Consider the following 12515-nt stretch of genomic DNA (forward strand, 5'->3'; position numbering starts at 1 on the left):
AGGCATGGACAACTTCTGGCTCGCCGCGGCATGGTCGCTCCTGCCGACGGTCGGCGTCAGCATCGTCTTCTTCGTCGTGCTCCGCGGCATCCTGCGGTTCGACCGCACGGAACGGAAGGTCCACGCGCAGATCGAGGCCGAGGAACGCGCCGCGCGCGGGCTGCCTCCGCGGGCCTGAGTCCAACCCATCCGCTACTGTGAAGCGAGCGCGCCGGGTCCGGTGCGCCCCGGGGTGACGATCCCCGGTGTGGGTGAGGGGGCGTGATGACCGCGGAGTCCTGGGGCTGGTGGGTCGCCGCCGTGGTCCTCGTGCTCGACATCATCATCCGCGTCACCGCCGTCATCGTCATCCCGCGCAACCGCCGCCCCACCGCGGCGATGGCCTGGCTCCTCGCCGTGTTCTTCATCCCGGTGGTCGGCGTCTTCCTGTTCCTGCTGATCGGGAACCCCCGCCTGCCGCGCGCGCGGCGCCGGAAGCAGGAACAGATCAACGAGTACATCGCCGAGACGAGCGAGCACCTGCACTTCGGGACGCTGCGGCCCCACGCCCCCGCATGGTTCGGTCCCATCGTGCAGATGAACCAGCGCCTCGGTGCCCTGCCGCTCTCCGGGGACAACGGCGCGCACCTCATCTCGGACTACCAGGAGTCGCTCGACGAGATGGCCGAGGCCATCCGCGCCGCGCAGGATTACGTGCACGTGGAGTTCTACATCCTGCAGTCCGACGACTCGACGGACAACTTCTTCCGCGCCCTCGAGGAGGTCGCCGCGCGGGGCGTGGCGGTGCGCGTGCTCCTGGACCACTGGGCGAACCGCGGCAAGCCCCGCTATCGCCAGACCATCGCGCGTCTGAACGAGATGGGCGCCGAGTGGCACCTGATGCTGCCCGTGCAGCCGCTCAAGGGCAAGATGCAGCGGCCGGATCTGCGCAACCACCGCAAGCTCCTCGTCGTGGACGGCAACATCGCCTTTCTGGGGTCTCAGAACATCACGGATTCCACCTACAACCTGCCGAAGAACATCCGGCGCGGTCTGCACTGGGTCGACCTGATGGTCAGGCTCGACGGACCCGTCGTGCTGAGCGTCAACGCGATCTTCCTCAGCGACTGGTACAGCGAGACCGATGTCGTGCTCGAAGAGATCGACATCTCCCACGCCAACATCGGCTCCGGGGACCTGGACTGCCAGGTCGTGCCCTCCGGGCCCGGCTTCGAGGTCGAGAACAACCTGCGGCTGTTCCTCGCGCTCCTCTACGCGGCGAAGAAGCAGATCATGATCGTCAGCCCGTACTTCGTGCCCGACGAGGCCCTGCTGCTGGCGGTCACCGCGGCCGTGGACCGCGGGGTCGAGGTGCAGCTGTTCGTCTCGGAGGAGGGCGACCAGGCGATGGTCTACCACGCGCAGCGCAGCTACTACGAAGCGCTGCTGCGCGCCGGCGTGCGGATCTGGATGTACCGGAAGCCGTACATCCTCCACACGAAGAGCCTCACCATCGACGACGAGGTCGCCGTCATCGGCTCGAGCAACATGGACATGCGCTCCTTCGGCCTGAACCTCGAGGTCTCGATGCTCGTGCGCGGCGAGGAGTTCGTCGCCGAGATGCGCGAGGTGGAGGACAAGTACCGGTCGCTGAGCAGGGAGCTGACCCTCGAGGAATGGATGCAGCAGCCCCTGCGCTCCACCGTGCTCGACAACCTCGCGCGGCTCACCTCCGCACTGCAGTGAGCGGGCATTCCGTCAACCCCCGTTTCGGGTGGAGGAACCCGCCGCTACCCTGAGGGCATGACTCCCCGCAGGCTCGTGATCGCCGTGTCCTCCGCGCTCGCCGCGGCCCTCGTCCTCGCCGGCTGCACGGTGGGCCCGGGCGGCACCGCACCGCACACCACGTCGGATCCCTCCAGCGGCCCCGGGAACGCCGGGAGCAGCGACGAGCAGGACGACATGGACGCGACGCTCCTCGACGACGGGCGGATGTTCGCCGTCGTGAGCTGGGGATCCTCGACGTGCCTCCCTCAGGTCGACGAGATCACCGCCGAGGGGCAGCGGGTCTCGGTCACCCTCGTCGAACCGGAAGGCGATGGCGCGACGGAGCAGGCGTGCACGGCGGACCTCGCGCCGCGGGCGAGCGTCGGCGCTCTGCCCAAGGGCGTGGACCCGACGAAGGACGTCACCCTCGTGGTGACCTACGGCGACCTGCTCGACGAGATCGATGTCGATGCCGACCCTGACGCCACGGCGACACCGGGCTCGGCGACCGAGTACCAGCCGTCGGCCGGCTGGTTCGACGACGGTGGGCTCGTCCTGTTGACCTGGGGGTCCTCCAGCTGCGCTCCGGTCGTCGAATCCGCCGAGGCCGACGGATCCACGGGGACCGTGACCTTCGTCACCGACGAGAACCAGGTCTGCACCATGGACATGGCGCCCCGGGCCACGGTGGTCGAATTCCCCGAGGATGACGTCGACGACGACGGTCCGTTCCAGCTGACGCTCGTCGGTGGCGGCCTCGACGGCACGGTCGAGGTGCGCTGAGTCCGCAGCCCCTGGTCAGAGGATGTGCACCGGGTGCCCGGTGGGCAGCGCCAGCAGGAGCGCACCGGGGTCCGCCCGGCAGGTGACGTGCACGGCCTCCCCGAACTCGTCGCCGTCGAGCTCGATCGGCGTGGGGCCGGGCGCCGCGGCCTCGGCGCGGGCGCCGCGGAAGTAGTGGACGGACGCGTCGGTGCCGCGGCGATCGAGCACGAAGCGTCCGGCGCGGAAGCGGCGCAGCACGGAGTTGTCCCACCAGATCTTCCGCCAGACGCCCAGCCAGCCGAGCACGCCGGTGGGCTGGATGACCGCGACGTCGAGGGTGGCGTCCGTGATGGAGGCGTCCGGGATGAGGGAGATGCCCGCCGGGAGCGTGCCGCAGTTCGCGAACAGGATGCTGTGCACCTTCGTGGAGTGCAAGCGTCCCGTGCCGATCTGGTACACGGCGCGGAAGGGCTTCGCGCGCGGAAGGGACCGGGCCGCGCCGTCGACGTACGCGATCCAGCCGACGGACTTCTTCAGGTCGGCTCGGGTGTTGGCGATCATGTCGGCGTCGAGACCGATGCCGGCGAGCACGACGAAGGCGTGCTCCTCCTCGCTGCCGTCCTCCCTGGTCATCCGTGCCCACCCGATGTCGATCGGATGGTGGAAGTCGCCCAGCGCGGCGCGGATCATCTCCGCAGGGTCGGTCAGCGGGAGGCCGAGGTTCCGCGCGAGGAGATTCCCGGTGCCGCTCGGGAGGATCGCGAGCGGGACACCCGTGCGGGCGATGGCTTCGGCGACCGCCCGCACCGTGCCGTCGCCGCCGGCCACGAGCACGACGTCCACCCCGCGTGCGAGCGCTTCCGCCGTCGCACCCTGCCCCGCGTCCTCGATGGTCGTCGGATAGAAAGCGGGGTGATCCCACCCCGCTTCGCGGGAGAGGTCGCGGACCTGAGCGCGCAGGCGCTTCCCGTCCACTTTCACCGGGTTGTACACGAGCGCCGCCTGCTTCAGGACGGGGGGACTCGTGGTCATGGCGCTACTCTAGACCGCCCGCCCGGGCCCTCCCCTCGCACCTCGTAGACTTGCGGGATGATCGACCTCGCACTCCTCCGCGACAACCCGGAGATCGTCCGCCGTTCGCAGGCTGCCCGTGGCAATGACCAGAGCACCGTCGACGTCGCACTCGAGGCCGACCGGTCGCGCCGCGCCGCGCTCGCCGCATTCGAGGAGCTGCGCGCCGAGCAGAACGCGTTCGGCAAGCAGGTCGCGAAGGCACCCAAGGAGGAGAAGGCCGCCCTGGTCGCGCAGGCCAAGGACCTCGCCGACCGGGTCAAGCAGGCGCAGCACGCGGCGAACGAGGCGGCCGAGGCCGCGGCCACGGCACTGGCGCGGATCGAGAACGTCGTCATCGACGGTGTCCCCGCCGGCGGTGAGGAGGACTTCGTCGAATTGCGCCGCGTGGGCGAGGTCCCCGCGTTCGACTTCGAGCCGCGCGACCACCTCGAGCTCGGTGAGATGCTCGGCGCCATCGACATGGAGCGCGGGGCCAAGGTCTCCGGAGCGCGCTTCTACTTCCTCCGCGGGATCGGCGCCCGGCTCGAGATCGCCCTCATGAACCTCGCTCTCGACAAGGCGCTGCAGAACGGCTTCGTCCCGCTCATCACGCCCACCCTCGTGCGCCCTGAGATCATGCAGGGCACCGGCTTCCTCGGCGAGCACGCCGACGAGGTCTACCACCTCGACAAGGACGACGACCTCTACCTGGTCGGCACGAGCGAGGTCGCCCTCGCCGGCTACCACAAGGACGAGATCGTCGATCTCGCGCGCGGTGCCCTCCGCTACGCCGGATGGTCGACCTGCTACCGCCGTGAGGCCGGCTCGCACGGCAAGGACACCCGCGGGATCATCCGCGTGCACCAGTTCAACAAGCTGGAGATGTTCGTCTACACCACGGCCGAGGACGCCGAGGCCGAGCATCTGCGTCTCGTCGCCCTCCAGGAGGAGATGCTGACCTCGCTCGGTCTGGCCTACCGCGTGATCGACGTCGCCGCGGGAGACCTCGGGTCGAGCGCAGCCCGCAAGTACGACATCGAGGCGTGGGTGCCCACCCAGGGCGCATTCCGCGAGTTGACGTCGACCTCGAACTGCACGACCTTCCAGGCGCGTCGTCTCGACGTGCGATACCGCCCGACGGCGGAGGACGGTGGCACGGCACCGAAGACCCAGCATGTCGCGACCCTCAACGGCACGCTCGCCACCACGCGCTGGATCGTCGCCCTGCTCGAGACGCATCAGCAGGCGGACGGCTCGGTGCGGGTCCCCGAGGTCCTGCGCCCCTACCTCGGCGGACTCGAGGTGATCCGCCCGCTCGCCGACGAGCAGAGCACCCGGTGACGGCGCCCTGGCTGGTCGGCCTCGACGTCGACGGGACCATCCTCCTCCAGGACGAGACGATGAGCCCCGGGGTTCCCGAGGCCATCACCCGTGTCCGCGAGGCGGGGCACGTGGTCACCATCGCCACCGGCCGCAGCTGGATGGCGACCCGCCGCTATGTGGAGGAGCTCGGCCTCACCGCCGACTACGTGGTGTGTTCCAACGGTGCCGTGACGATGCGCCGAGACGGGGATGACTGGGAGCGCTGGCACGTCGAGACCTTCGACCCGACACCCGTGCTGGCCCTGTTGCGGGATCGGCTTCCGGACGCCCGGTACATGGTCGAGCTCGGCTCCGGCCAGCGCCTGTTCACCGAGCAGCTCGACGACTGGACTCTCGACGGCGGACGCCAGGTCGACTTCGAGGAGCTCGGAGCCCTTCCCGTCTCCCGAATCGTCGTCGTCTCGCCCGGACACGACGAGGACGACTTCCATCGGCTCGTCGCCGACGCCGGCCTCAACGAGGTCTCCTATGCGATCGGGTGGACGGCCTGGCTGGACATCGCTCCGCAGGGCGTCGACAAGGGCACGGCCCTGGAGCGTGTGCGGGACGAACTCGGTCTCGACGCTGCGCGGGTGCTCGTCGCCGGGGACGGACGCAACGACATCGGCATGTTCGGCTGGGCCCGCAGCGGCGGCGGACGCGCGGTGGCCATGGGACAGGCGCCGGTCGAGGTGAAGGACGCCGCGGGGGAGATCACCGCCGACGTCGAGCGGGGAGGGCTCGCCGCCGCCCTGAACACGCTTCCAGCGCCCGCCCAGGTCGACGCCGGAGAATAGAACTCGGCTAGACTCGCGCCTGGTCGACAGAAGTTTCTGTCGGGAGGGTTGTCCGAGTGGCCGATGGAGCTGGTCTTGAAAACCAGTGGGCAGAGATGTCTCGTGGGTTCGAATCCCACACCCTCCGCTTCCTGAGCGCGGTACCCCCGCCGTCGCTGAATCCGAAAGGGCCCGAGTGAGCGAGAACACCCGACGCCGCCGCACCGTCGCGCGACATGGTCAGCTGCGCTCGCCCGGTCCCGTCAGCCAGCTCCTCCGGCTTCTCGCGATCAGCATGGCGGTGGTGCTCGTCAGCGGCATCGGCGTCGCGGCCTACTTCTACCTCGACTTCTCCAGCACCGTCTCCGCGAACGCCGTCGATCTCGACGGGCAGGAAGACCTGCCGCCGGACATCGGGGCCTACAAGGGTGGGTTCAACCTCGTCCTCGCCGGAGTCGACACCTGCGAGGACGACTACAAGCAGTACTTCGGCGACCGGTGCACCGGCGGCGACGCCGAGGGCACGCTCAACGACGTGAACCTGCTCGTGCACGTGTCCGAGGAGCCGCGGCGGATCACCGTCGTCAGCTTCCCGCGTGACCTCATGATCCCGATCCCGTCGTGCGAGGACGAGGACGGCAACGCCACGGCCGCGATGAGCAAGCAGCCGCTCAACGTCGCGTACACCGACGGCGGGCTGAACTGCGTCGTCCGTACGATCTCGGCGCTCACGGACCAGGAGGTGCAGTTCGCCGCCTCCGTGACGTTCGGTGGTGTCATCGAGATCACCAACGCGATCGGCGGAGTCGACGTCTGCCTCGCGAACCCGATCCGGGACCGCTACACGGGTCTGGACATGGCGGCCGGCACGCACACCGTGCAGGGCCTCGAGGCTCTGCAGTTCCTCCGCACCCGGCACGGCGTCGGCGACGGCAGCGACCTGGGCCGCATCGGCAACCAGCAGCAGTACATGTCCAGTCTCGCCCGCAAGCTCATCAGCGGCGAGGTGCTGGGCAACGTGCCGGTCATGCTGAAGCTCGCCAACACCGGCATCCAGAACCTGGAGACGAGCACGTCGCTCGCCGACCCGATGATGATCGTGCAGATCGCGCTGGCCGTGAAGTCGGTGCCGTTCGAGGACATCGTGTTCGTGCAGTATCCGACCCTGGAGGACTGGGACGACCCGAACAAGGTCGTGCCGAACGAGGAGGCCGCCGCCGCCCTCTGGGACGCGATCGAGGCCAACGCCCAGTTGCAGATCACGCACGAGAACACCAGCAACGATGGCGTCGTCGTGGAGGAACCGACGACTCCGACCGAGCCCACGGAGCCCACCACGCCGACACAGGGGGCGACGCCGACCCCCACGACGGCTCCGGACGTCGTGGCGCTTCCCGATTCCATCAAGGGCAACTCCGCCGCGCAGCAGACGTGCTCGAACGGCAACGTGCGCTGAGCGGGACTCAGGAGCTCCGCGGGCGATAGGCCGCCGGCGGATGCGTCGCGGCGACGAGGGCGCGAAGCTCCGAGAGCTCGGCCGGCGCCGCGCCCAGAGCCCGCGCCTGGACGAGGACGTTGCCGAGGGCGGTCGCCTCGACAGGCCCTGCCAGGACGGGAAGCCCGGTGCGGTCCGCCGTCGCCTGACACAGCAGCCGGTTGAGAGACCCGCCGCCGACGAGGTGGACGACGTCGAGAGGCTGTCCGGAGAGCCGGCCCGCCGTGCGGACCGCGTCGGCGAAGGCGGCGGCGATGCTCTCCACGACGAGCCGGACGAACGCCGGACGATCGGTGGGCGCGACGGCACCGTGTGCGTGCAGGAGGCCAGCGATACGCGTCGGCATGTCCCCGGGGGCCGACAGCGAGGGGTCGTTCGCGTCGAACACGGCGGAGGGCGGCGCCGTGGCGGCCGCCTGGTCGAGAAGCCCGGACAGGTCGATGGCCTTGCCGTCTTCGCTCTCCCACGCGCGCACGGTCTCGCTGAGGAGCCAGAGACCGGTCACGTTGTGGAGGACGCGGAACCGATCGTCCACACCGCGTTCGTTGGTGAAGTTCGCTTCCCTGGCCGCGTCCGTGAGGATCGGCTGAGCGTGCTCCACACCGACCAGCCCCCAGGTGCCGCAGGAGATGTACGCGGCGCGGGGCGACGTCATCGGAACGGCGGCCACCGCCGACGCGGTGTCGTGCGAACCGACCGCGATCACCGGCAGATCGGCGCCGATGCGCTCTGCCACCTCCGGGCGCAGCCGGCCGATGACCGTGCCGGGATCGACGAGGTCCGGCAGGAGGGAGGCGTCGATCCCGAGACGGGTCGCGAGCGCCACATCCCAGGTGCCGGACTCCACGTCCAGCAGGCCTGTCGTCGAGGCGTTGGTCCGTTCGGCGACGCGGGCACCGGTGAGGAGGAAGGCGAGGAGGTCCGGGATGAGGAGCGCGGTGTCGGCGTCGTGCCGGAGCTCGTCCGCCCGGAGCTGGTAGAGCGTGTTGAACGGGAGGAACTGCAGGCCGTTGCGGGCGTGGAGCTCCTCGAACGGGACCAGGGCGTGGACCTCGTCCACGCCGCCGGCGGTGCGGTCGTCGCGGTAGTGGAATGGCTCGGCGAGCAGCTCACCGGCACGCAGGAGGCCGTAGTCGACCGCCCACGAGTCGATCCCGATGGACTCGATGTTCGGTTCCCGGCGCACCGCTTCCGCGAGGCCATCGAGGACATGGGCGACGAGGGCGTCGAAGTCCCAGTGCAGACCGTCGGCGCGGGTCACCGGTCCGTTCGGGAACCGCGACACGGGCTCGAGCTCCAGGACACCCGGTCCCACTCGGCCGATCATCACCCGACCGCTCGTGGCGCCGAGATCCACCGCCGCGACCGCACGGACGTGCCGTACGGTCGCGGGCGAGCGGTCGTCGGTCATCGCAGGAACGCCGCGGCGACGCCGGAGTCGACGGGGATGTGCAGACCGGTGGTGCGGCTCAGCTCCGGGCCGGTCAGCACATAGACGGCGTCCGCGACGTTCTCCGGCACGACTTCGCGCTTGAGGATCGTGCGGTCGGCGTAGAACTGCCCGAGGTCCTCCTCCTTGACGCCGTATGTGGCCGCCCGGTTCGCTCCCCAGCCGGAGGCGAAGATCCCGGACCCGCGGACCACGCCGTCGGGGTTGATGCCGTTGACCCGGATGCCGTGCGCGCCGAGCTCCACGGCGAGCAGCCGCACCTGGTGCGCCTGGTCGGCCTTCGTCGCCGAGTACGCGATGTTGTTCGGGCCGGCGAAGACGGAGTTCTTGGAGGAGATGTAGATGATGTCGCCGCCGAGTCCCTGGTCGATGAGCACGCGCGCGGCGGTCTTCGAGACGAGGAACGAGCCCTTCGCCATCACGTCGTGCTGGAGATCCCAGTCCTTCTCGGTCGTCTCCAGCAGAGGCTTCGACAGCGAGAGGCCGGCGTTGTTCACGACGAGGTCGATGCCGCCGAACGCGAGCACCGCCTGGTCGATCGCGGCCTGCACCGCATCGGCGTCGGCGACGTTCGCGGCCACGCCGATCGCCACGTCGTCGTTCCCGAGCTCGGCGGCCGCGGCCCTGGCCTTGTCCAGGTCCAGGTCGGCGACGACCACGCAGGCGCCCTCCGCGGCGAGGCGGGTCGCGATGGCCTTGCCGATCCCGCTCGCGGCGCCGGTGACGAGGGCGATGCGGCCCTGGTGGGACTTCGGCTTCGGCATGCGCTGCAGCTTCGCCTCCTCCAGCGCCCAGTACTCGATGCGGAACTTCTCGGCGTCGGAGATGGGGGAGTACGTGGACAGCGCCTCGGCACCGCGCATGACGTTGATGGCGTTCACGTAGAACTCGCCGGCGACACGAGCGGTCTGCTTGTTCGCCCCGTAGGAGAACATGCCGACGCCGGGCACGAGGACGATCAGCGGATCCGCGCCGCGGATCGCCGGCGACTCGGCCGTGGCGTGGGCGTCGTAGTAGGCCTGGTAGTCGGCGCGGTAGGCGGCATGGAGCTCCCGCAGCCGTGCTGTCTGCTCCTCCACGGTCGCCGTGACAGGGAGGTCGAGGAGGAGCGGCTTGACCTTGGTGCGCAGGAAGTGATCGGGGCAGCTCGTGCCGAGGGCGGCGAGGGCCGGGGCCTTCTCGGAGGCGAGGAAGTCGAGGACCACGTCGCTGTCGGTGAAGTGACCGACCATCGGCTTGTCCGTCGACGCGAGCCCGCGGATGGTTCCGGCGAGGGCGGCCGCCCGCGCGCGGCGCTCCGGCTCCGGCAGGGCTTCGAAGCCCGAGCGCGTGCCGCCGAACGGTTCGGGGGACCCGTGCTCCGCGATGTAGGCGGCGGCGGTGTCGATGATCCAGAGGGAGTTCGCCTCCGCCTCCTCGGAGGAATCGCCCCAGGCGGTGATGCCGTGTCCGCCGAGGATCGTGCCGATGGCCTGCGGGTTCGCCGCCTTGATCTCCGCGATGTCCAGCCCCAGCTGGAAGCCCGGGCGGCGCCACGGCACCCAGACGACCCGGTCGCCGAAGATCGCTCTCGTGAGCTCCTCGCCGTCGGCCGCGGTGGCGATCGCGATGCCCGAGTCGGGATGGAGGTGGTCCACGTGCGGGGCATCGACCAGGCCGTGCATCGCGGTGTCGATCGAGGGGGCGGCGCCGCCCTTGCCGTGGAGGCAATAGTCGAAGGCGGCGACCATCTCGTCCTCCCGCTCGACGCCCGGATAGACGTCGACGAGCGCGCGCATGCGATCGAGGCGGAGGACGGCCAGGCCGTTCTCGGTCAGCGTGCCGAGGTCCCCGCCCGACCCCTTGACCCAGAGGAGCTCGACCGGCTGCCCGGTCACGGGGTCGATCTCGGTGCCCTTGGCGGACGTGTTGCCGCCGGCGTAGTTCGTGTTCTTGGGGTCGGCGCCCAGGCGGTTGCTCCGCGCGAGTAGTTCGGCGGCGGTGGGGTTCGTCATTGATTCTCCTGGGCGAGCCATGTCGAGCGCGGGCTGCGCTGTTCGATCATGTGAAAGATAACATGATGTGAACGTTGCGCCAAGGGGTCACCGGAGCTCGACCTCGTTCCGGAAGGGGCTGAGGCGCTCATCCGCCGGGTCGAGCTCGGTGATCAGCACGCTGATGTCCTCGCGGGTCAGGGCGCGGGCCACCGAGCGGCGATCGAGCTTGCTCGAGTCGATGCACAGCACCGTCGTCGTCGCGTTCGCGGCGAGGACCCGCTTCACTTCCGCTTCCTCCAGCGACACCTCGGACGAGCCGTCCTCGGGGTCCAGGGCGTCGGCGGAAGCGAAGAACGTGTCGTAGTACACCGACCCCAGACTGCGGACGGCGATCGGGCCGGTGAGGCTCCCCGTCGTCGGCTCGGCCGTGCCGCCGGACAGCACGGCGGTCACCCCCTCGAGCGGCTGCAGGATCTGGAACGTCTCGACCGCATTCGTGTGGACGGTGAGGTCGTTCCGCGGACCGATGAGTGAGGCGAGGGTGCTGATCGTGGTCGAGGCATCCAGCGCGAGGGTCCCCGACGGCGGGATCAGCGGAAGGGCCTTGTCGGCGATGATTCGCTTGGCGCGCGCCCGCTGCGCTCGACGGGCATCGAACGGTCGGGCCCGCGACGCCGCCGTCGCGCCGCCGCGCACCCGGCGCACGCGCCCTTCGGTCTCCAGCTCCAGCAGGTCCCGCCGGATCGTCATGGACGAGACCTCGAACAGGGTGGCCGCTGCGTCGATCGACACCCCTCCCGGCTCGTTGGCGAGCGCGACGAGGCTGTCGCGACGTCGTTGGGCGTCGAGGTTTCCGGAAAGGGTCATGGGAGGAATCTATCCGGTGACCGGTATGACCCCGGCGCTACCGGGGCGGGAGGATGCGGGATGTGAAACGGGCGATCGTCGCGGCGAAAGCGGCCTCTGCGGGCCGGTTGAGGTGGCCGTGGGTGGTGCCCGGTTCGGTGTGCACGGCGACCTCTATGCCCACCGTGGCCAGCGTCCGACCGAACGCCTCGCCGGACATCCGCAGCTCGTCGGTCTCGCTGTTCACGATGATCGTGGCGGGGAAGTCTCTGAGATCGTCGGCTGTCGCGGTGCCGGGGATCGCATGAACGTCCGCCGCGCTCACCGGGCCACCGATGTAGTTCTCGTACATGTCGAGGACGAAATCCGGACGGAACACGTCTGCCGCCGGATCGGCGTCCAGCAGCGCGCGCAGCTCGGGGCCGGGGGCATCCTGAACGGCATGCAGTGTCGGGTACGCCAGCACGGCGAGGGTTGGCCGAGGGCCAGTCCCGCGACTGAGGCGCAGGGCGGCGCCGGCGGCGAGGTTCGCTCCGGCACTGGCGCCGCCGATCGCCCACCCGCCGGTGGCGAGGCCCGACGCGACGGCCCACCGGAACGCGGCCGTCACCTCATCGTGGGGCACCGGGAAGTGGACACCGCGTCGTGGCGCCGCATCGAGTCGCACGGCCCAGGCCTCCGTCATCGGGGCGAGGCGGTAGTCGACGCTCACCACCGCGATGCCGGCTGCGGCGAGAGCGGAGGCGACGGCGTGCGCCTCCGGCATGTCCAGGTCGCCACCGGCGAAGCCGCCCCCGTGCGCCCACACCAGCCCTGGTCCGCGCGGCTCGGCGGGACGGTAGCCGCGCACGCGGAGGGGACCGTGCGGGCCGGTGAGGACATGGTCGGTCACGGTCGGCGCTGCGCGGAGGGTCATGAGGGGAATCTATCGATCCGGCACGCCCTGCCGACGCAGGACGAGCCCCGCCGCGGAGGCGCCGTAGGCATTAAACGCTCATCTGAGCGGGCAGTGTTCCGAAGTGAGCGGGCCGGGATATGCTCTGCTC

11 protein-coding genes and 1 tRNA gene are annotated in these 12515 nt (G+C 70.1%); 7 read left to right on the forward strand and 5 right to left on the reverse strand.

Annotated features, from left to right (window positions below; translation table 11 throughout):
- The first annotated feature begins 4 nt into the window (after positions 1-4).
- The 3 genes from RI211_RS02995 to RI211_RS03005 all read left to right on the forward strand — a co-directional run bounded on the left by RI211_RS02995 (position 5) and on the right by RI211_RS03005 (position 2529).
- Positions 5-178 (forward strand): hypothetical protein, encoded by a 174-nt coding sequence (locus RI211_RS02995; RefSeq protein ID WP_167627854.1) that lies wholly within the window; start codon positions 5-7, stop codon positions 176-178.
- Between the two features lie 86 nt (positions 179-264).
- Complete coding sequence (cls, locus tag RI211_RS03000; protein WP_315637174.1) at positions 265-1725, forward strand: cardiolipin synthase; 1461 nt, start codon at positions 265-267, stop codon at positions 1723-1725.
- A 57-nt stretch (positions 1726-1782) separates the two neighbouring features.
- A complete protein-coding gene (locus tag RI211_RS03005; RefSeq protein WP_315637175.1) occupies positions 1783-2529 on the forward strand; it encodes a hypothetical protein in 747 nt (248 codons plus the stop codon).
- A 15-nt stretch (positions 2530-2544) separates the two neighbouring features.
- Here the strand turns inward: RI211_RS03005 and RI211_RS03010 are convergent, their stop codons facing one another.
- Positions 2545-3543, reverse strand: a complete 999-nt coding sequence (locus tag RI211_RS03010) for a diacylglycerol/lipid kinase family protein (RefSeq protein WP_187663227.1) — start codon at positions 3541-3543, stop codon at positions 2545-2547.
- 57 nt (positions 3544-3600) lie between these two features.
- Between RI211_RS03010 and serS the strand changes: the two genes are divergently transcribed.
- The 4 genes from serS to RI211_RS03030 all read left to right on the forward strand — a co-directional run bounded on the left by serS (position 3601) and on the right by RI211_RS03030 (position 7158).
- Entirely contained in the window at positions 3601-4905 is a 1305-nt protein-coding gene (serS, locus tag RI211_RS03015) for a serine--tRNA ligase (protein WP_315637176.1), read from the forward strand.
- On the forward strand, positions 4902-5723 hold the full coding sequence (locus RI211_RS03020) for an HAD family hydrolase (RefSeq protein WP_187663229.1): 822 nt from the start codon (positions 4902-4904) through the stop codon (positions 5721-5723). Before serS ends, RI211_RS03020 begins: the two co-directional genes overlap by 4 nt.
- 42 nt (positions 5724-5765) lie before the next feature.
- Positions 5766-5850, forward strand: a tRNA-Ser gene (locus RI211_RS03025).
- Positions 5851-5898: 48 nt separating this feature from the next.
- On the forward strand, positions 5899-7158 hold the full coding sequence (locus RI211_RS03030; RefSeq protein ID WP_187663230.1) for an LCP family protein: 1260 nt from the start codon (positions 5899-5901) through the stop codon (positions 7156-7158).
- A gap of 7 nt (positions 7159-7165) precedes the next feature.
- Here the strand turns inward: RI211_RS03030 and RI211_RS03035 are convergent, their stop codons facing one another.
- The 4 genes from RI211_RS03035 to RI211_RS03050 form a co-directional block, all read right to left on the reverse strand.
- On the reverse strand, positions 7166-8608 hold the full coding sequence (locus RI211_RS03035) for a rhamnulokinase (RefSeq protein ID WP_315637177.1): 1443 nt from the start codon (positions 8606-8608) through the stop codon (positions 7166-7168).
- The gene (locus RI211_RS03040; RefSeq protein WP_315637178.1) at positions 8605-10641 is read right to left on the reverse strand and encodes a bifunctional aldolase/short-chain dehydrogenase; all 2037 of its coding nucleotides are present in this window, start codon (positions 10639-10641) and stop codon (positions 8605-8607) included. The genes RI211_RS03035 and RI211_RS03040 overlap by 4 nt, the downstream gene beginning before the upstream one ends.
- An 87-nt stretch (positions 10642-10728) precedes the next feature.
- Positions 10729-11490 (reverse strand): DeoR/GlpR family DNA-binding transcription regulator, encoded by a 762-nt coding sequence (locus RI211_RS03045; RefSeq protein ID WP_315637179.1) that lies wholly within the window; start codon positions 11488-11490, stop codon positions 10729-10731.
- A gap of 37 nt (positions 11491-11527) precedes the next feature.
- Positions 11528-12385: an alpha/beta hydrolase fold domain-containing protein gene (locus tag RI211_RS03050; protein WP_315637180.1), complete on the reverse strand. Its 858-nt coding sequence runs from the start codon at positions 12383-12385 to the stop codon at positions 11528-11530.
- Positions 12386-12515: the final 130 nt, after the last annotated feature.

Source organism: Microbacterium meiriae, from assembly GCF_032364335.1.
GTDB lineage: Bacteria > Actinomycetota > Actinomycetes > Actinomycetales > Microbacteriaceae > Microbacterium > Microbacterium meiriae.

What these genes read in the sequence shown, in the direction of transcription:
- RI211_RS02995 (WP_167627854.1), top strand. Translation starts at nt 5, where the DNA reads ATGGACAACTTCTGGCTCGCCGCGGCATGGTCGCTCCTGCCGACGGTC.
- cls (WP_315637174.1), top strand. Translation starts at nt 265, where the DNA reads ATGACCGCGGAGTCCTGGGGCTGGTGGGTCGCCGCCGTGGTCCTCGTG.
- RI211_RS03005 (WP_315637175.1), top strand. Translation starts at nt 1,783, where the DNA reads ATGACTCCCCGCAGGCTCGTGATCGCCGTGTCCTCCGCGCTCGCCGCG.
- RI211_RS03010 (WP_187663227.1), bottom strand. Translation starts at nt 3,543, where the DNA reads ATGACCACGAGTCCCCCCGTCCTGAAGCAGGCGGCGCTCGTGTACAAC.
- serS (WP_315637176.1), top strand. Translation starts at nt 3,601, where the DNA reads ATGATCGACCTCGCACTCCTCCGCGACAACCCGGAGATCGTCCGCCGT.
- RI211_RS03035 (WP_315637177.1), bottom strand. Translation starts at nt 8,608, where the DNA reads ATGACCGACGACCGCTCGCCCGCGACCGTACGGCACGTCCGTGCGGTC.
- RI211_RS03040 (WP_315637178.1), bottom strand. Translation starts at nt 10,641, where the DNA reads ATGACGAACCCCACCGCCGCCGAACTACTCGCGCGGAGCAACCGCCTG.
- RI211_RS03045 (WP_315637179.1), bottom strand. Translation starts at nt 11,490, where the DNA reads ATGACCCTTTCCGGAAACCTCGACGCCCAACGACGTCGCGACAGCCTC.
- RI211_RS03050 (WP_315637180.1), bottom strand. Translation starts at nt 12,385, where the DNA reads ATGACCCTCCGCGCAGCGCCGACCGTGACCGACCATGTCCTCACCGGC.